The organism is Pseudomonas sp. MT92 (genome assembly GCF_058792515.1).
The window spans coordinates 431,998-451,294 of the sequence record NZ_JBXAFA010000003.1; the positions used below are offsets into that span (position 1 = coordinate 431,998).

General features: G+C 60.8%; 13 protein-coding genes. 1 reads left to right on the forward strand and 12 read right to left on the reverse strand.

What is annotated here, in order from left to right:
• From AC1Q6D_RS07795 to AC1Q6D_RS07835, 9 genes are all read right to left on the reverse strand, one after another.
• Window positions 1-2,775 carry a malto-oligosyltrehalose synthase gene (locus AC1Q6D_RS07795; RefSeq protein ID WP_103406087.1) on the reverse strand — a complete coding sequence of 925 codons (2,775 nt, stop codon included), beginning with the start codon at window positions 2,773-2,775 and terminating at the stop codon, window positions 1-3.
• Complete coding sequence (malQ, locus tag AC1Q6D_RS07800) at window positions 2,772-4,850, reverse strand: 4-alpha-glucanotransferase (RefSeq protein ID WP_103406086.1); 2,079 nt, start codon at window positions 4,848-4,850, stop codon at window positions 2,772-2,774. Before malQ ends, AC1Q6D_RS07795 begins: the two co-directional genes overlap by 4 nt.
• Window positions 4,843-6,642 (reverse strand): malto-oligosyltrehalose trehalohydrolase, encoded by a 1,800-nt coding sequence (gene treZ / locus AC1Q6D_RS07805; RefSeq protein WP_103406085.1) that lies wholly within the window; start codon window positions 6,640-6,642, stop codon window positions 4,843-4,845. Before treZ ends, malQ begins: the two co-directional genes overlap by 8 nt.
• Before the next feature lie 12 nt (window positions 6,643-6,654).
• The gene (gene glgA, locus AC1Q6D_RS07810; protein WP_103406084.1) at window positions 6,655-8,241 is read right to left on the reverse strand and encodes a glycogen synthase GlgA; all 1,587 of its coding nucleotides are present in this window, start codon (window positions 8,239-8,241) and stop codon (window positions 6,655-6,657) included.
• Window positions 8,242-8,799: 558 nt separating this feature from the next.
• The gene (locus AC1Q6D_RS07815; protein ID WP_103406083.1) at window positions 8,800-9,753 is read right to left on the reverse strand and encodes a D-2-hydroxyacid dehydrogenase family protein; all 954 of its coding nucleotides are present in this window, start codon (window positions 9,751-9,753) and stop codon (window positions 8,800-8,802) included.
• A gap of 13 nt (window positions 9,754-9,766) precedes the next feature.
• The gene (locus tag AC1Q6D_RS07820; protein WP_103406082.1) at window positions 9,767-10,792 is read right to left on the reverse strand and encodes an alpha/beta fold hydrolase; all 1,026 of its coding nucleotides are present in this window, start codon (window positions 10,790-10,792) and stop codon (window positions 9,767-9,769) included.
• 83 nt (window positions 10,793-10,875) lie between these two features.
• Window positions 10,876-11,310, reverse strand: coding sequence for a YqaA family protein (locus AC1Q6D_RS07825; protein ID WP_103406107.1), 435 nt, complete (start codon window positions 11,308-11,310; stop codon window positions 10,876-10,878).
• Window positions 11,310-11,756 carry a DUF411 domain-containing protein gene (locus AC1Q6D_RS07830; protein ID WP_103406081.1) on the reverse strand — a complete coding sequence of 149 codons (447 nt, stop codon included), beginning with the start codon at window positions 11,754-11,756 and terminating at the stop codon, window positions 11,310-11,312. The genes AC1Q6D_RS07825 and AC1Q6D_RS07830 overlap by 1 nt, the downstream gene beginning before the upstream one ends.
• 383 nt (window positions 11,757-12,139) lie before the next feature.
• Complete coding sequence (locus tag AC1Q6D_RS07835; RefSeq protein ID WP_167361821.1) at window positions 12,140-12,280, reverse strand: hypothetical protein; 141 nt, start codon at window positions 12,278-12,280, stop codon at window positions 12,140-12,142.
• Window positions 12,281-12,449: 169 nt separating this feature from the next.
• Between AC1Q6D_RS07835 and AC1Q6D_RS07840 the strand changes: the two genes are divergently transcribed.
• Window positions 12,450-12,638, forward strand: coding sequence for a hypothetical protein (locus AC1Q6D_RS07840; RefSeq protein WP_047528508.1), 189 nt, complete (start codon window positions 12,450-12,452; stop codon window positions 12,636-12,638).
• Between the two features lie 20 nt (window positions 12,639-12,658).
• Here the strand turns inward: AC1Q6D_RS07840 and AC1Q6D_RS07845 are convergent, their stop codons facing one another.
• From AC1Q6D_RS07845 to AC1Q6D_RS07855, 3 genes are all read right to left on the reverse strand, one after another.
• Window positions 12,659-13,030 (reverse strand): fe2+ zn2+ uptake regulation protein, encoded by a 372-nt coding sequence (locus AC1Q6D_RS07845; RefSeq protein WP_103406080.1) that lies wholly within the window; start codon window positions 13,028-13,030, stop codon window positions 12,659-12,661.
• 252 nt (window positions 13,031-13,282) lie between these two features.
• Window positions 13,283-14,287 carry a FecR family protein gene (locus AC1Q6D_RS07850; RefSeq protein WP_103406079.1) on the reverse strand — a complete coding sequence of 335 codons (1,005 nt, stop codon included), beginning with the start codon at window positions 14,285-14,287 and terminating at the stop codon, window positions 13,283-13,285.
• Between the two features lie 185 nt (window positions 14,288-14,472).
• The gene (locus AC1Q6D_RS07855) at window positions 14,473-19,290 is read right to left on the reverse strand and encodes a dermonecrotic toxin domain-containing protein (RefSeq protein ID WP_103406078.1); all 4,818 of its coding nucleotides are present in this window, start codon (window positions 19,288-19,290) and stop codon (window positions 14,473-14,475) included.
• Between the last annotated feature and the right edge of the window lie 7 nt (window positions 19,291-19,297).

Here is a 19,297-nt window from a genome sequence, read left to right on the forward strand (position 1 = left end):
TCAAGTGTCGGTAGTTTGGATAAAGAGATTGACCGGGAAGTCCCCCAGCGCGGCGCTGATCATCAGCTCCCTGTTTTTTGTGACTGTGATGCTTGAAAAAAGTCCCTTTAGATTCTCGTCAGCGGTCGCGAACGGCACATGGATTCGCGTATCGCCCCACAGCGGCGCGTTCACCTGCGGTTCGGCACTGTTTTCCAGCAGCGCTGCGCAACGGATTGGCACGATGACGATGGCGCGTTTGCCCTCCCATTCACGAACAAATCCCAGCACTCGATGGGCCTGGCTGCCGACGACTTCGAGGGCCTGGTAAGTCCCCCGTCGAAACAGTTCGGCGTGCTCGGTGCGTACGTTCAAGGTCTGCGCAATCAAGGTTTGCTTGATGCGCCCGTCGCGCCAGTTCGCCAGTAGATCAGGCAGATTCACGGCTTGCTGCAAGGCCTGTTGGCGGCTGGCGTAGTCCACTGGCCGGCGGTTGTCCGGATCGACCAGGCTGAAGTCCCAGAACTCGGCGCCCTGATAGAGATCCGGGACCCCCGGCACGGTCATGCGCAGCAAGGTTTGCGCCAATCCGTTGAGTGCCCCGGGCACGGCAATCGCGTGCACGGCCTTGCCGAGCGCCGTGCGCAGAAAGTTGCCCTGCGGGCTCAACAGCAGGCGCTGGATGAAGGTTTCAACCGCTTGTTCGCAGGCGTCGTTGGGCGCGCTCCAGCTGCTTTGCAGCTTGGCTTCACGCAGGGCTTTGCGTTGCCACTGCCAGAGGCGTTCGGCGTAGGCCTGCAGCGCCGGCTGATCGTCAGCGTTCAGGTCCAGCGGCCAACTGCCGAGCATCGCTTGATACAGAATCAATTCATCACCCGCCGATGGCTGCTGATCATCGTCACGCAACGGGCGGGCGAGGGCGCGCCAGAGGCCGATCTGTTCGACGTACCACTGACTGCGTTCGCTCAACACCGCCAGGCGCGCGCGAGCGTCTTCGCCGCGCTTGTGATCGTGGGTCGCGGTGGCCAGCAGATTGTCCGGGAACTCGGCGAGACGCTGTTCGCATGCCGCGTGAAAACCCTCGACCGGCGCGCTGAACCGTTCGGTGCTGAAGCCGACGTCGTTACGCGACAGCAGCACCGCCGAACGATAGAACGCGGTGTCTTCCACGGCCTTCGCCGCGGCCGGTGAGGTCAACTGCTGAAACCGCACGCAGGCATGTTTGAGGCGTTTGCGCGCGCGTCCGGCCGGGTATTTTCGCCACCGCTCGCCGCCCAGCCAGCGGGCCAGGCAATCGAGTACCGGCCAGTCCGCTTCGCCCAGGGTTTGCCGGGCACCGTCCATGGCCTGCTGGAAAAAAAACTCGTCCTGGGCCGATCGCCCGAGGGGGCTGATGTAGGTGCGGTACACCGGAAAATGCACGATCAGTTCCTGCAGTGCCCGGCGGATCGCGCCCAGGGTCAGGTCGCGGGTCATCAGGTCTTCCCGGGCCACTTGCAGCAGCGCCTGGGCGACACTTTCGAAATCCCCGGCCAGGGAGCCGTTGAGGATCTGTTGCCGGGCCAGTTGCGCTTCCGCACGGAAATCGGCGGGACGTTCGCTGTGCCGCTGCCAGATTTTGCCCAAGGCCTGCTCGCCTTGGGGATCGTGTTGCAGCAACGATACCTGGTTCATGAATTCATAGCCGGTGGTGCCGTCCACCGACCAGTCGCGATGCAGGGTTTCGCCTTCGCCGAGTATCTTCTCCACGTAGATCGGCAGGTGCCGGTCGGGGACCAGGCTGTCGACCCGCCGCCGCAGCTTGCGGCAGTAACCCCGAGGGTCGGCGAGGCCGTCGATGTGGTCGATGCGCAGGCCATCGACCAGTCCTTGCGCCACCAGCTGGAAAATCTTTGCATGGGTCGCCTCGAACACCGCCGGGCGTTCGACCCGCAGGCCGCCGAGTTCGTTGATATCGAAAAAACGCCGCCAGTTGATGTCATCCGCAGCCGTGCGCCAACTGGCGAGGCGATAGCTCTGGCGTTCCAACAGGTTATGCAGGCACTGGAAACCTTCACGGGTGAGCGAATCGTAGGCTTTCAGGTTGTGCTCGATGGCCTGGAACACGGCCGGGTCGGTGGCCAGTTCACGCAACTCGTCCTGCAAGGGGATCGCCAGGCTGTGGGCATCGGTCTGGTAGCTCAATGTGCTGAATCGATCGGCCAGGGATTTCAGCGGCTCGATGTCGGATTTGAGCAGCTCGCCGTAGGTCATCGGGCAAATCGGAAAGTGGTGTTCGTAATGCTCGACAAAAAACGCGCCGTGTTGCGCATCGAAGCGCAGGGGCAGGGTGCCGTCCTGCAGGGCGACCCCATAGTCGCTGCCGAGGAACGGCAGCAGCAGTTGCCCCTCCATCAACGGGTCGGCGGAGTGCCACTGGATATCGAAGAACTCGCCATAAGGGCTCAGGCGACCCCACTCAAGCAAGTCCAGCCACCAGGGATTGTCACTCCCGCCGACCGCCATGTGGTTGGAGACGATATCGAGGATCAGCCCCATGCCTTGTTCGCGCAACGCGCTGACCAGGCGGCGCAACGCCGCTTCCCCGCCCAGCTCCGGGTTGACCGTGGTCGGGTCCACCACGTCGTAGCCATGCATCGATCCGGCGCGGGCGCGCAGCAGCGGCGAGGCATAGACATGGCTGATGCCGAGGCGGGCGAAGTACGGCACCAGCGGCACCGCATCGTCCAGGGTAAAACCCTTATGGAACTGCAGTCGCAGGGTGGCCCGCAGCGGCTGCGTTGGCAGCGTGCTCATTGGTCACGCTCAGCCGCCTGAAGCCGCGCGCAGGCAAGCAATTCCAGGCGTCGCGAGGCGTCCGGGTCGTCCAGCAGGGCCTCGCTGTAGCCCGGCAGGCGTCGTGACCAGTTGGGATGAGTATCGATGGTGCCGGGCAAGTTGGCCTGCTGTTCGATGCCCAGTGCATCTTCCAGTGGCAGCAACACCAGCGGCGCACGGGTATGGCCCAGGAAACGCACACTGGCGTCGAGCACCTGATCGGTCTCGTGGGATTCTTCGCGAAAGTTCTGCGGGTCCTGGCTCAAGGCCCTTCGCAGACCTTCACGTTCGCGTTCGCGGTGATGGCGCCACTCGATTTCAGCGTTGGCATCGATGAGGTTGAGCCGCGCGTTCCAGTCGATGTCGCGGCCATGCCACCAACCGTTGAGGGTTGGCAAATCATGGGTGCTGGTGGTCGCCAGTGCGTTGTCCGGCCAGTCGAGGATCGGCTTGAAGTGGGTGTTGTCCTGTTCGAACAGCAGCACTCGCATGCCCAGCATCGAACGGGCGATGAGTTTTTCCCGCAGACCTTCGGGCACCGTGCCGAGGTCTTCGCCAAGGACGATGGCCTGGTGGCGATGGGATTCCAGGGTCAGCAGCCGCAGCAAGTCGTCCACCGGGTAATACAGGTACGCACCGTCGGCGGGCGGCGCGCCGTTGGGGATGACCCATAAACGTTGCAGGCCCATGACGTGGTCGATACGCAGACCGCCGGCGTGGGCAAAGTTGGCCCTGAGCATTTCGATGAAGGCGCGAAAGCCGTTGCGTATGAGGCCTTCGGGAGAAAACGCGGAAATCCCCCAGCCCTGGCCGGTGCGGTTGAGAATGTCCGGCGGTGCGCCGACGGTGAGGGAGGCGAGCAATTCGTCCTGGCGACTCCAGGCCTGGCTGCCACCACCGTCAGCGCCCACGGCCAGGTCGGTGATCAGGCCAATGCGCATGCCGCTGCTGCGGGCGGTTGCCTGCGCACGCTCCAGGCAACGGGTGATCAGCCACTGGCAGAAAGCGAAGAAACCGATGCGGCCCGCGTTTTCTTCGGCGAACTCGGCCAGGGCGGCGCTGCGCGGGTCGCGCCATTGCTCGGGCCACTGACGCCAGTCGAGGTTTTCGCCCCGTGCTTCGCGAACCTCTTGAATGGCTTCGAACCGGCAGTGATTTTCCAGGGCTTCGCCGCCGGCGTGACGAAAACTGCTGAAGTCGGCATGCAACGGGTGTTCGCCCTGTACGAAGCCTTCGTACAACGCTTGCAACAGCCGGTGCTTGGCTTCGGCGGCGGCGGGCCAGTCGATCAAGGCGCGCTCTTCCAGATCCTTGAGCTCTACGCTCAGGCCGGTGGCCTCGATGGCGGCGCGCATCGCATGCTCACCGAGGATCGTCCCGGGCGCGCAATACAGGCTGTTGAGAAACAACCGGCTGGACGGAGAGTAAGGACTGTAGCGCCGGGTATCGCTGGCAAACATGGCATGCAGCGGACTGATCGCCAGCGCCTCGGCGCCGCGTTCGCCCGCGACCCTGGCCAGGTCTTCCAGGGCCTGGGTATCGCCGAAGCCACCGTCACCTTTGCGCCGCAGGGCATACAACTGCACGCTCAGGCCCCAGGTGCGCGGGATCGGGCTGTCCACGGCATCGCCTACGCTGAAGCAACGTTCGGGGGCCACGGCCAGGGTAAAGGTCTGGCCAGCGATTCTGACGTGCTGGTAACCCACTGGAATCAACCCCGGCAGAATCGCCTCGGCGTCCAGCTTGAGGGTGAGCCGCGAACCATCCTCGAGGTGGATCTCGCACGGCGCGTGCGGTTCGAAATGATGGGCCAGATCGAGACCGACACCGAAGTCGGCGGTAATCAGTGGCGGCAGTTGCCGGGTTTCTTGAACCTGCTGCAATTGCTGCAGGCTGGCGTCGATTTCCTGAGCGCTGCCGGCCGGGTGGCCGAGTCCGGTCAGAACGCTGCGCAAGACCGAGGGTGCAACTTTTTGCGGGCGACCATTGGCATCAATCCAGTCGACCGCGAGGCCAGCCCGGCTGGCCAGGATTTCCAGTTGCGCATCACTCATTGGCGCTCTCCATCAGGGGTTGCAAAGGGGTTGCGGCCGTGAGGCTGACAAGCGCGCAATACGGCGCCAGAGTGCCTTTGTCCAGGCGCTCGGCCGAATGTGGCGGATGTTCGAACAACAAAGAGCTGCTGACCGACGCTGTGTGGAGTACCGGCGTGGCACTAAGGTTCAGATCAATGCGCAACAGACGGCCATCGCCCAGTCGCCATGACGCACTCACCGCACCGACTGCCAAGACCTCGGCTCCCAGTGCCTGGGTGCCGGGCAGGTACGGGATGATCTGCCGATGGCGGATATGCAGCAGGCGGCGATACAGCTCGTGCATGGGCGACGATCCATTGGCTGTCAGCACCGGGCGGGATGACTCGAAGGTCTGTGGCGCGTTAGGGTCGGGAATCCGCTCGCGTTTATGCGGATCAGTAAACGCGGCGAAGGCTGCAAACTCGTTACGCCGTCCCTCACGCACCCATTTCGCCAGTTCGCCGTGGTGGCTGGTGAAAAACAGAAAGGGTTGTTCGGCGGCGAACTCGTCGCCCATGAACATCAACGGAATCATCGGCGACAGCAGCAACAGGACGGTGGCGGCCTGCAGTGCCTGAGGAGGGGCCAATTGATGCAGGCGCTCGCCGAAGGCGCGGTTGCCGATCTGGTCATGGTTCTGCAAAAACAGCACGAACGCGCTGGGCGGAAGGTGCCCGCTGGGCTCTCCGCGGGGTTTGCCGCGACGGTCGATGTGTCCCTGGAAGACAAAGCCCTGGCTCAGGCAGCGCGCCAGTTGCCCGGTAGGGTTTTGTGCATAGTCGGTGTAATAGGCGTCGGTTTCACCGGTCAGCAATACATGCAAGGCGTTGTGGCCGTCGTCGTTCCACTGCGCGTCGTAACCCTGTTCCAGCAGGCGGGCCTGGTTGTGCTCGTTTTCCACCATCAGCCAGACATGGCGTGACGGATCGCTCTGCTGGCGCACCCGCTGGGCCAGCTCCTGGAGAAAATCCGGGTCGTCGATGGCGTGTACCGCGTCCAGGCGCAAGCCGTCGAAACGGTACTCCAGCACCCACATCAGCGCATTCTCGATGAAAAAATCCCGCACTTCGCGCCGACGGAAGTCGATGGCCGCGCCCCAGGGGGTGTGCACGTCTTCGCGGAAGAAGCCGCTGGCATAGCGATGCAGGTAATTGCCGTCGGGGCCGAAGTGGTTGTAGACCACATCGAGAATCACCGCCAGACCATGACCGTGGGCGGTGTCGATCAGGTGATTGAGTTGGTCGGGCGAACCATAGGAGGCCTGGGGAGCATAGGGCAGCACCCCGTCGTAGCCCCAGTTACGCTCACCGGGGAATTGCCCCAGGGGCATCAGTTCGATGGCGGTGATGCCCAATTCCACCAGGCGCGCCAGTTGTTGCTCGACCGCTGCGAAACCGCCAAGCACCCCCACGTGCACTTCATAAATCACCGCCTCGTGCCAGGGGCGACCACGCCAGGTGCTGTGTCGCCATCGATAGGCATGCGGATCGACCACCACGCTGTGTTGGTCGATATCGCCGGCCTGGGCGCGGGAGGCCGGGTCGGGCACCTCCATTTCGCCATCGATGCTGTATCGATAACGCGTGCCCGCCGGGCAACGGGTTTTGACTACGAACCAGCCGTTGTCCTGCGGCAACAACGGCAAGGATTGTCCATTTTCCAGTTCGACACTGACGTAGAACGCATCTGGCGCCCACAACGCAAATTGCGTGTGCTCCGCGTCCAGCATGATTGCGCCGTGGGGCCAGGTCTTCAGGGTCCGTAACGGCATTTCAAACCCTCTTTATTGTTTGTGCGATTTCCCCAGCGCCTTGGCCACCAGTTGTTCGTAGAGTTCGGCGTAGGGTTCGACGGCCTTGCACCAGTTGAACGGTGCCGCCATGGCCCGGCAACGCATGGCATGCAGCAGATCGGGGAATGCGAACACCTTGAAGGCACGGCTCAGGGCTTGCTGATAACTCTCCACCGTCGATTCATCGAACAGGAAACCGGTCACACCGTTTTCAATGGTGTCGGCCAGACCGCCGGTGTTGCGCGCCACCGGCAACGAACCGAAACGCTGGGCGTACATCTGGCTCAAGCCGCAAGGCTCGTAACGCGAAGGCATCAACAGGAAGTCGCTGCCGGCGAACATGCGTCGGGCGTCGGTCTCGTTGAAGCCGATGCGTACGCCGATTTGCCCGGGGAAGCGCAACGCCAGTTCGCGCATGGCTTGTTCTTCTTCCGGTTCGCCCCGGCCGATGATCGCAATCTGGCCACCGGATTTGACAATGTATTCGGAGACCGCTTCGGTCAGGTCCAGGCCTTTCTGGTAGACCAGTCGCGAGACCACGGCGAACAGCGGGCCTTCGGAGTCTTCCAGGCCAAACAGTTCGCGTACGTGGGCGGCGTTGACTGCTTTGCCTTCCCAATCGCCAATGCTGAAAGGGCGGAACAGGTGGGTGTCGGTGGCCGCATCCCAGCTTTCATCGATGCCGTTGGGAATGCCGCTGAGCAGGCCTTGCTGGGTCTTGGCGGCGAGGAAACCATCGAGACCGCAGCCGAAGGCTGGTGTGGTGATTTCCTGGGCGTAGGTCGCGCTGACGGTGGTGATGTGGCTCGAATAGGCCATGCCGGCCTTGAGGAACGACATCTTGCCGTAGAACTCCATGCCTTCCTGTTGCAGCGCGTGGTGGGGAATGCCCAGTTCCGGGCAGGAGCCGAGGCTGGTTACGCCCTGATACGCCAGGTTGTGGATGGTGAACAGGGTTGGCGTGCGTTGCCCGCGCCAGTGCATATAGGCGGGCGCCAGGCCGGCCGGCCAGTCGTGGGCATGCACCAGGTCCGGGCACCAGTGAATTTGTGCCAGGTTGGCGGCGATATCGGCGGCCGCCAGGCCCAGGCGGGCGAAGCGAATGTGGTTGTCCGGCCAGTCGCGACCGTTGTTGGCGCCATAAGGCGAACCTTCGCGTTCGTACAGCTCGGGGCAGATCAACACGTAAATGACCAGACCGTCGGGCATGTCCATGCGCCCGATCTTGCAGGGTGGCAGGGCGGCATGGCCACCAAGCTCACCGATGATATGAATCGGGTTCTCGCTGTGCAGCACCTGCGGGTAACCGGGAATCAGCACGCGCACGTCGTGCAGATGCGACATCGCGCGGGGCAATGCCGCGGAAACGTCGCCCAGGCCCCCGGTTTTCACCAGATCGGCGATCTCGGAGGTCACAAACAGTACTTTTTTCTTGTTCGGGTTCTGACTGGCAACCGGTGTCAGCACCTTGGTGACGGGCACACTAATCGATTGGGCGCTGTGGGCGCTCACGGCGCTCGATTCACCGACCTGTTGATGAGCACGCTCTCCCTGAATATCTAAAGCCGCACTGATCATATGCATCTCCCGTGTTGTTGATCTAATTCTTAGGTCTGGCAAACGGCATTTCATGGCCAATTCCTGTGGCCGGGCGCAAAAGCGCTACACATCGATGAGCAAGTGCTGCCCAAATGCGCTGAAGCAGAATGGGTGGAGGAGCCGTTGCAAAGATTGCACCAGTCGTAACGCACCTACCTTTCAGTCGACCGATCACCCAAGGCAAAAGTTTCGACTTTTTTTCCACTTTGTGACCGACCGGTTTTTTCCCGCGAACGTGAGTCTAGGCCAGAACTTAGAGCGGTGAAGCTCAGATGGCAAAATTGTTCGACAATCGGTTTAACGAGGTACGGACGTGCCGGATTGCGAGGCAAACGCACCGACGAAGTGCAGTTTTTTTTGTTAAAACGGCTGAAAAAGAAGCAGAACTGTCACATCGGTGTGCGTAGGCAAACAGTTGGGGCGCACCATTGCGGTGCATGAGTTGGCGGCGTGGTGTTTGATCTGGCCTTTTCGCGAGCAAGCTCGCTCCCACAGAAATTCGCAGTGTGCACAAAACCTGTGGCAGCAGGCTTGTACTCAGATCAGCAACCGAATGGGCGTACCGGCGGACCAGGCCTGAATGTCTTCGATCATCTGTGAAAAGAACAGCTGGTAATTCTGTTGGCTGACATACCCGACATGGGGTGTGGCCAGGACGTTGTCCAGGGTCCTGAAGGGGTGCAGAGGGGGCAACGGCTCGATGTCGAACACATCCAGCGCCGCGCCTGCCAGCTGACGTTTCTGCAAGGCCTTGATCAAGGCAGCCTCATCGACAATCGGCCCCCGCGCCGTATTGACCAGCAGCGCCGTGGGTTTCATCCAGCCCAGTGCCTCGGCGTCCACCAGGCCTCTGGAGCGCTCGCTGAGCACCAGATGCACCGACAACACATCGGCCTGTTCGAACAGCTCCTGTTTGCTGACATGGCTCACACCCACTTGCGCGGCCCGTTCGGCGGTAAGGTTCTCACTCCAGGCGATGACGCGCATGCCAAACACCTGCCCGAACTGCGCGACACGCTGGCCGATGCTGCCCAGGCCGAGAATCGCCAGGGTCTTGCCGTGCAGGTCGCCGCCCAGCCCTTGCTGCCATACACCGGCACGCAGGGCATTGGCTTCCGCCACGAGGTTGCGGGTGGCGGCCATGATCAGCGCCCAGGTCAGTTCCGGGGCCGCGTGCTTGTAGCTGTCGGTACCGCACACCTGGATGCCCTGGGTGGCGGCGGCTTTGAGGTCGAGGGCGAAATTGCGCATGCCTCCGGTGACCAGCAATTTGAGTTTGGGTAACTGGCGAAGCAGCGCCTCATCAAAGCGCGTGCGTTCGCGCATCACGCAGATCACGTCAAACTCACTCAAGCGAGCCGCCATCGTGGCGTCGTCCGCAGGGTATTGATGAATGAAACTCACTGGGCCGATGCCTTCGAGCACTGACCAGTCGACCACGTTGCGGGCCACGTCCTGCCAATCGTCAATTACTGCAATTTGCACCGCCATTTGCCTTACCTCATCAACGCACGGGGTTGGTTTTGTTTAGCCAGGCGAGCAGCGCCTGATGGAATTTTGCCGGTTCTTCCATCTGCGGTGCGTGGCCCAGGCCCGGGAACTCAATCAATGTCGATTGCGCAATCCGTTGTGCCACTTGCTTGCCGAGCACGTCGTAGTGGCCGATTTTTGCCTTGACCTCGGGAGCCGCGATGTCGCTGCCGATGGCGGTGGTGTCGGACGTGCCGATCAGCAGCAGGGTCGGCATCTTCAGGTTCTGGAACTCGTAATACACCGGCTGGCTGAAGATCATGTCGTAGATCAGCGCCGAATTCCACGCGACTTGCGCATGGCCCGGGCCTTTGTTCAGGCCGGCCAGCATGTCCACCCAGCGGTCGAACTCAGGCTTCCAGCGCCCGGCGTAATAGGTGTTGCGTTCATAGGTGCGGATACCGTCGGCGCTGAGCTTGAGTTCGCGCTCGTACCATTGGTCAACGGAGCGCCAGGGAACGCCGAGGGCCTTCCAGTCTTCCAGGCCGATGGGGTTGACCAGCGCCAGTTGCTCGACTTGTTCGGGGTATTGCAGCGCGTAGCGGGTGGCGAGCATGCCGCCGGTGGAGTGGCCGAGCAGGCTGGCCTTCTGGATACCCAGGGCTTTGAGCAGTTGCTGGGTGTTACTCGCCAGTTGCTGGAAGCTGTACTGATAGCGCTCGGGTTTGCTGGAGGTGCAGAAACCGATCTGGTCCGGGGCAATGACCCGATAACCGGCGTCACTCAGGGCTTTGATCGAGGTGTCCCAGGTCGCACCACAGAAATTCTTGCCATGCATCAGTACGACGCTGCGGCCATTGGCCTTGCCATGGGCGGCGACATCCATGTAGCCCATTTGCAGGGATTGGCCCTGGGACTCAAACTCGAAATGCTTGACCGTGTAGGGGTAGTCGAACCCTTGCAGCTCAGGACCATACGCCGGTCCCTCGGCGTAAGCGCTGAGCGGCAGCGCAGCGCTCAGCAGCAGACCGGGCAACCAGCGGGAGAGGGTAGGTGACATGGGGGAACTCCATGGGAAATCCGCCGATGCTGGATCGGCTGGATTAGGGCGACATTAATCAGGCAATCGCCGTCGCGGTGGGTTCAACCCATCCAGCCCAGGGTGATCAGGGCCAGCACCCCATAACGGGCGCCCTTGGCGAGCGTTACGATCAGCAGGAAACGCCCCAATGGCTCACGCATGACGCCGGCCACCAGGGTCAGCGGGTCGCCGATCACCGGCAACCAGCTCAGCAGCAGCGACCAATGACCGTAACGCTGGTAATGATGACGGGCCCGTTCCAGATGCCGAGGACTGACCGGAAACCAGCGCCGTTCGCGAAAACGTTCGATGGCGCGGCCCAACCACCAGTTCAGCAGGGAGCCGAGGACATTGCCCAGGGTCGCCACTGCCAGCAGCGACCACAGCCAATACCGGTCGCTGAGCAGCAGCCCCACCAGGACCGCTTCGGACTGCAAGGGCAGCAGCGTCGCGGCACCGAAGGCTGCCAGGAACAGCCCCATGTAAGCGCCGAAAATCAATGGGCCGGGTAGTCCGCTACCACCACATCGGTGCCGTCCTTTTTCAGGCCGATAACTTGATACGCATCGCTCATGCCATCCATCTCCATGCCGGGCGAGCCCATGGGCATGCCGGGCGCGGCAACACCCAGGAGATCGTCACGCTTGCTCAGGGCCACTACCTGATCGGCCGGTACGTGACCTTCGACGAATTTGCCGTTTATCAAACCGGTATGGCACGACGCCAGACGCGGTGGCACGCCGTGCTGTTGCTTGAATTCGCTCATGTTGCTTTCGACATGGTCCTCGACCTTGAAGCCGTTGGCCTCCAGGTGGCTGATCCATTTTTTGCAGCAACCGCAATTGGCGTCGCGATGGACTTCGATAGGGATCAGGTCGGCGGCCTGGGCCAGGGAGGAGATCAACAGGGCGCTCAAGGCAGCCAGACGCAGAGGGTTTCGCATGGAAAATGGGTCTCGTCTTGCGGGCAAAGGAAAGCATTCTGACCAAAATATCCTTTCGGGCATTCAAGGATTGTTTCTAATTGATACAGAGTTGCTCAGCCCTAGCCTCGCAGATCCCATCTGACAAGCCGATGAGGCGGACATTACAAAACTGTCAGGTACCTCGTAGAGGGGGATGCAGAGCCTGAAACTGATGTCGAGAGCGGCGACCCGGCGCTTAGACCTGGCAGGAACGTCGAACGACAGCCTGAATTCAAACAGTGCTGGCCCGCTCAGGCAATCGAACGGGCCAGGCCATTATTTTTCCGGATCAAGACTCCACTAAGAAAACCTGTTTGTCAGTTCGCTGACTGAAGGACGCGCCGTCTGATGAATGACGGGTGTTATCGACGCTGGTAGTAACCCGGTCCGCCGTGATCGTAGTGACGGTCATGGTCGTGCCAGCCACCGTGGGGGAACACGATGCAGCCACTCAGGGACAATAGAGCCAGCAGGGGAATCAGCAGGGTGATTCGACGCAACATTTGAAAATCCTCATGGTTATCGCCGAGATAAAGCTAAAACTCTTCATCGGCTGTAACATGAGACCCCGTTTGCGGCCACTCATCCCCGAAAGACAGTAGGGTCTTGGCATGCATTCGGATACAAAGCGGATACATTTTTCAGGTTCAGGCTTACATTCAGGAAATGGCAATGACCCAGTCGCAACGTTTGAAATACTCGATTCTGATTTCCCTGGTGGTGCTGGGAATCATGTTTGGCCTTTCGTATTTGCAGAGCACAGGGGTCATCAGCGAAAAGCTGTTTCAGTACATCGCCATTGGCGTGGCGGTGATTGTGGTGGTCATCAATGGCGTGATGCGCCGCAAGGTCAAGCCCTGAGCAATAGGCCCAGGGTTTGATCATGCCTGTTGCAGGACAGCGGCGGCCTTCGGGTGCAGGCTGTAGCTTTTGTCCGGATTGAGGACAATCACGCCTTCACTGCACAGGCGTTTGAGCACTTCGCGCACACTCAGGAAGGACAGCGGAATATCCAGTTCCAGCAATTGAGTGTGCACGCCACGCACGCCCAGGCTGCGGTCTTGTTCGGCGGCCCTCAGCAAGGCGTCGATGACTTTCAGGCGAATCAGACTGGTTCGCAGGCCGAAGCTCTTGAGCAGTAACCTGATCCGCTCATTGCCGTGGCGTTCGGCAGGCGGGTCAAAGGTATCGCTCCCGATGGCGGTGCTGACTGGCGCATGGCTACCGTCCGTCGGCAGTTGCGAGTTGTACATGGCAAAACTCCTGTTGCGAGGCTCATCAGGAAAAACACGTGTGCGCTCGTACCTGACTGGACGTATGAGCCACGCAAATCATGAAGACAAGAATGTAGAAATTTCGTCGTCATTGCGTCAGCAACCCGTGAGCCCCGCAGCATTACCCGCCATTGGCCTGGATTTTCGTCGTTTGTTTCGTTGCGCAGTGGATGCGCTGTGCGTGTCAGTACGCAGAACCGGGGGGCCGCACCCGGCAAGGGGGGGCGGCCTTCAGCTTTTCGGCGTTTGTTGCGCAATGGAGTTGACGACCGGGTTGCCGTCCTTGTTGCGGGTCAGGTAGACCGGCAGCACCTTGGGTAGTGTCGCCACCAGGGTGTCGAGCTCCTTGATGTTGTAGACCCCGCCGATACGGATCGCACCGGTGCCGTGATCCGCGATCATCAGCGGCTTTTTCAGGTAGCGGTTGATCAATGGCAGCGCATCGCTCAGCGCCAGGTCATCGAGGACCAGTTTGCCGCTACGCCAGGCCAGCGAATTGTCGTGGTCGTCAGTCTGACTGATGCGAGGGACGCGATCACCCTGTTGATAGCTTGCCTGCATGGCAGGGCCGAGTCGCACACCATCGCCGGACGGGTCATCGTGGCTGCTGACCAGCACCGAACCTTCGATCAGGTTCACTTTTACCTGGTCTTCGTACATCCAGACATTGAATCGGGTGCCGGTAACGCGGATCTTGCCTTCGCCGGCCTTGACCACGAACGGGTGGGTGGTGTCATGGGTGACGCTGAAGAAAGCTTCGCCTGTTTTCAAGGTGACCCGACGCTGATCCTTGTAGTGGCTGTACGTCAGCTCGCTGCCCAGGTTCAGCTCGACCTGACTGCCATCCTGCAGGGTGACCTGACGAACAGAATCGGTGGCCTCGAAGTGCTGGTACGAATTCGGCAACCAGCCGAGGTTCCAACCGCTGTAGGCCGCCAGCGGCAGCGCCAGGGCACACACCGCCGCGGCGATGCCGAAGGTACGCCAGGGTGTCCGGGGTTTGGCTTGAACCATCGGTGCGACGACAGGTTCGGGACGGGGCAAATCCCCGGCGACATCCCAGATTTCCAGCATCGCCTGGTACTCGAACGCATGGAGCGGGTGGGCATCCCGCCACCGCTCGAACGCCAGACGTTCCTGCGCGGTACAGTCATCGGCGTGCAAACGCATGCACCAGTGCGCTGCCGCATCGGTGATGGCATCGTATTCGGCTGGCGAGAGAGCGTTGTCGGTCATTGACTCATCCTGATTTCCCGCATTCTAACCTTGAGCCAGTCGGCGAGAACATCAGTCATGGCAATTACCCATCAAAGGACGCTTGTTTTTCGGCAAGACACGCAAACCTGGCGGTGCCAGGTCGTGTCCATCATCGCAGCAAAAAAACATGCGCAGCCCCGCGCGGCCGCGCCTGTTCGTGTCGGTCAGACCTGTGGGGCGGACGTGCCGGGCAACGGGTCCAGTTGTCGGCCCATCTCGCAGATCAGAAATGCAATCGAATCGGCGTTGCGCAAGATGATCTCAATCCGCTTGTCCGGGTTGTGCTGGTCGAGAAAGGCTTCCCGTGCCCCTTCCATTGTCCGGGTGCCGACGATTTTCAGGATCGCCTTGCCCACGTGATTCAAGCCTGGAATCTCGTCCAGGTCGATCCATGCCTGCTCATTGTCACTCCAGCGGGCGAACAGTTCCTCCCGAGGTGTCGCGAGCGATAGCGCTGCTCGCTGGAAATCAACCTGGGTTTGCTTCATCGCATGCCCATATTGGGTAATAGGTGTCACCAGATCACTGAATGGCCGTCTCGCTTCCAGCGATGCGATATCCACGGCCTTTGAAAACTGGTGCGCGAACTCATGGATCAGCGTGGCGGCCTGACTGTGTCCGTCGACATTGAAGGGCTCGGTCAAACAGGACTTGTACCAGTCCAGTTGCTGATCGAAGAACCTTTCGGTGAAATGCACGTTTTTGCGTGCATCCTGCTCCACGACGAAAGCGATCAGGTTGGCGTATTGGTATTTGTTCGAACCGACGATAAATCGTTCGCTGTTCAGCAAGTCTTCATCGGGATCTACCAGTGCCGTGCAGATGGGAACGATGGTCTGTTTGATTTTGTCGAGCAGACTGTTATCGACGTTGCGAACATCAAAGAAACGTTTGAGGAAGGTATCCAGTCGCGTACCGGGGAGCAGTTGCCTGAGTTGCGCCAGGTTATGCAGGCTGTTGAAGGCGTAGTAGCGCGCCATATCGATGGCCTGCACGATCATCCGGGCCTTTTCGGGATGGTGGGTGCGTATGTCTTCCATGCCCCGTGCTTCGATGTTCAATACCTGCCTGACCTCATGGGCAATCACGTATTGATTGTGCATTTTCGACAGGGCTTTGCCGTAGTGCACGGTGTGCATGTCCGGGTCGACCACCATTTGCCGTGTCAGCGATTGCCGCAGCGACGGGCCGCTCACTTTGTCCCGCAGGAGCTGCCAGACCGCACCCGGTTTGTTCACCGTGTACACCTTGCCGGCGATGGCGGCGTAGCTTGTTTTGCTGACCGGGTCGGAGTAGGTGCCGTCAGTCTGGCTCTTGTTAAAATCCTGCAAGGCCACGGTGGGTGCTTCGAAGGGCTGCAGTGCCGTACGCGACGTCGCCGTCGGGCGGATTGTGGCCCATTGCGGATCGGTCACCGGGGGAACCACCGGCGCTGCTTCGGAGGTGGCTTGTTCGGCAATGGTGGAAGTTTCCAGCGACAACCGTCCCAGGGAGACCATTTGAATGGCACCGGCAACGAAGGCCTGCAGGGCCTTTTGCCAATGGTGGTCCTGCAGTGCTTCGGCGGACGCCTCGAAGTCTTTGAAGCTTTGCCACAAAAACGACACGCAGGCGAGTTTGCCCGGCAACAGGCCAATCCCCCGTTTGATGCCAGCGCTGAACAGGTTTTTTATCGCCTCCCAGTCCGACTGACCGCGGGTCTCGGACTGGCTGTAGAACATCTGCGACAACAGGTTGGCGTTGTCGCTGAACATCTGGCCCAGAAAGTTGCCCGCCAGGGGGGATGAGGCGAGGGTGACTTCGCTCGCTTGTCCGACGGTGGACTTGAACAGGTTGGCGAACACCGTGCGCTGACTTTCCGGTAGACGGCGAATCAACAGGTCCTGCAGCGACCCCGGTTGATTGAAGGCCGCGATCAGGCTGGCTTCGTTCTCGAACTCGCTGAAAACCGCCGTCGGGTGGTAGGGCGCATACAGGATTTGGGGCCCGTCTTTTCCGGCTTCGGGACCGATCAGGTAAAGACCCGGGGCTTTTACGGCGTTGGCCCCCGGCGTCTTGATCAGTTCCAGCGGCCGGACGATGGCGTGCGCTCCCTGGACGGCCGCCCGGGCGATCGCGTCCGGCATGTCCACGACTTGCCCGATCAAGTCGAAGGCGGCGGCAGACAGGCGTTGCTGCAGTTTCAAGGCATGGGCGTGTTGCAACAACTGCCACGGCAGTTGCCGGACAAAACGCAGCTTTCGGCTGTCTGCATCGGCACCGGTCAACGCGTCGTTCACCAAGGTGGCGTAGTCGCGCTGGATCTCCAGCGACTGAAGCAGTTGCTGGATGGCTGTCCGGTCGAGACGGTCTGGCAAGGTCTGGCCGGTCGCCGAAGCGATCTTGAATCCGGTCCCTTGAGCGATGTTGATGTGGTTCAGGGCAAACTCGGTCAGGGTTCGAGACGGTCCGGCCAGGGCCAGGTTGGGGGTGATTTCGATCTCGTCAGGGTCTAGCGTCGTGTCGGGGAATCGGCTGGCGAGCAAGGTTTTCAGGCGGGCATGCACGTAGGACGACAGGGTCTGTATCCCGTGCAGATAGTCTTTATCGTCTGTCACGCTGTGGCGATGTTGCTCCAGCAATTCCATGTGCAATTGCTGCTCTTGCACCGGTGCCATGCCAAGCCAGGCCGGCAAGGTCTGCTGTCGCGAGATGCTCTTGGCGATCAGCGTGGCCCGGCGCAAATTGGTGTCGATGACGGTATTGGCAAGCGACTTGAGGGCTTTGTGCTTTTTCTCATCGCCAAGGTCCTGTGTGCGTAGGTGCTCGCAGGCCGACAGAAAGTGATCGATGGCCGATTGCGAGAGGTGCTGCAGGACGTTGCCCTCGATCAATCGCAGGGAGTTGAGTGAATAACGGCCATGGATTTTGCGTTGGGCGGCCGTGAGGTTTTCCAGCAGTGCCAGGCGCTTGCGAGGGTCCAGCAGGCGCAGGTTCAGTGCCTGTTTTACGCTCTCGACCGAAGCGAAGATCTCCAGCCCTGCCGCCGGCGTCCACAGAATGGCCCGGCCTGAATGCTGATTATCGAGCCCGCCACGCTCGGTCAGCACCAGGCAGTTGGACAGCGGCAATACGTCCTGCTGCCCGGAGCACTCAAGGACCAGTGAGTAAGCGTCTGGCCGGAAACCGTTGAGCGCGCGGCGATTCTTGCGATCCGGTTGGTCTGGGTTGAGCACGGTATCGACGATCGCTTGTTCGACGTCTCGCAGCGTGGCTTGCAGGACGCGCAGGCTGGCTTCCCCGCGTATCCCGACGGAAAGGGCGTGGGCCAGTCGAGGTTTCATGTTCGCCAGATAGACCCGTTGCAGCGCCAATGAGGCAAGCGGTTGAGCGGCGAAGTCGGCGCGGATCAGCGCCTCCACATCGTTGAAGGTTTTGATGTGCTGGGCGGCCGTGTCTGCCCGCACGATCGAGGGCTGTTGCTTGCCCGCCAGCACCGGCCGGGTACTCCAGCGCCCATGGGCGTCGAGCGTCAGCAAGCGCTCGCTGAGCATCGGGCGTATATCCAGCGCCTTGTCGAACAGGGCGTGGATGTCCACGTTGCCGTCGCTGTGACGGAACACCTGCAAGGCGTACTCCATGTTTTGCAATTGTTTGCAGATGATCGCCTCGAACAGGGTGTTGAATGTCGAACCGGAAATCACTTCCCCTGAAACATGAGGTTTATCGAAGCCGAGGAAGCGATTGCGTTCCTCCAGTGTGAGCAGACCAAAGAGTTCGTCCTCGTGACCGGCCGCGCTGAACTTGCTCAGTAACGTGGCCTTGAGGTCCTCATAGTCCTTCAATATCTGTAACCCCTGAGTCGGGGTGTAGAGGTAGGCATTGGCATGGCTGATCATCAACGAGCCGGCCAGCTCGACATAATGCGCCGGGTACTCCCACAGACGCAGGGTTTCCGCCGTCGGGCGCCTGATCGTCGTGGCGGTCGGCTCAATCATGCCGTGCAAGGCCTGGAACTGTTCCGGGCTGAGGATTCCGGCTTCGCGTTTGAGCAGTAACTCCGCGCGTGCCTGCTCACCGATTGCGCGACTGAAAAACCTGCGGCGCGAACCGCCACCCAGCGCAACCGCTTCCCAGTACCGCTGCAGTAGCTTGGAAAGCAGGTAATTGAGTTTGTTCGAAACGGCTTCTACAGCGGTTTCCCAGTGCTGCTGCTCGGTGCTGGTCGATGTCCTGTCCGGATGGGCAAACTCATGAAGTTCGCCGCTGGGCCAGTGTTGATGGCGGTAGTAAAGCAATACCGCGTCACTCAGCGACAGTGAGCTGCGCCAGCGTCGAACCTGTTCCTGGTGGGGGTTCTCCGGCGTGGGCACGGCGTAGAAATTGACTCGGGTTCGGCGTTGATCCAGGCCTGGAAATGCCGACTGCAGCCACTCATCAAGCATCGTATTGAGCAACGAGGCGAGGGACGGGAGCATGAGCAATTCATCGAGTATCGCCTGATCGTTGAGTCGTTGCTGGTGCGCGATGGCCGCGCGCTGGTCCTCGAATACGTCACCCTCGACGACCTGGAATGTCACCTGGATCTTGTCGCCGGCAGCCAAGGCTTTACGCTGCGCCAGCGACATCAGTGCCAGTAGCCGATCGTCCTCGGTGGCACTGTTGAGGCGCTGTTGAAGTTGGTTTTTCAGCGTGACAAGACTGTCGAACTTCTTGATGCCGTCGTAAGGGGTGTAAAGGATCAATCCGTTGTCATCCGGCATCAGGCTCAAGACAAAACTGCCGACCAGGGGCGTGGAGTCGATTCCTTCGGCGTGGACCAGGATGTTGTGCGCCAGCATGGGCGGCGTTTGTTGATTGCGCAGTGCCTGGCTGGCGAGTTCCACGTGGCCCAGCCATTCGAAGTCCTTGCGGGACAACCCGTGGATTTTGCCAAGGTCGTTCCAGAGTCCGGGGGATTGCAGGGCCTCGGGGAAAAAAAGTGGAGCGGGGGATGCGGGCATCGTCGAG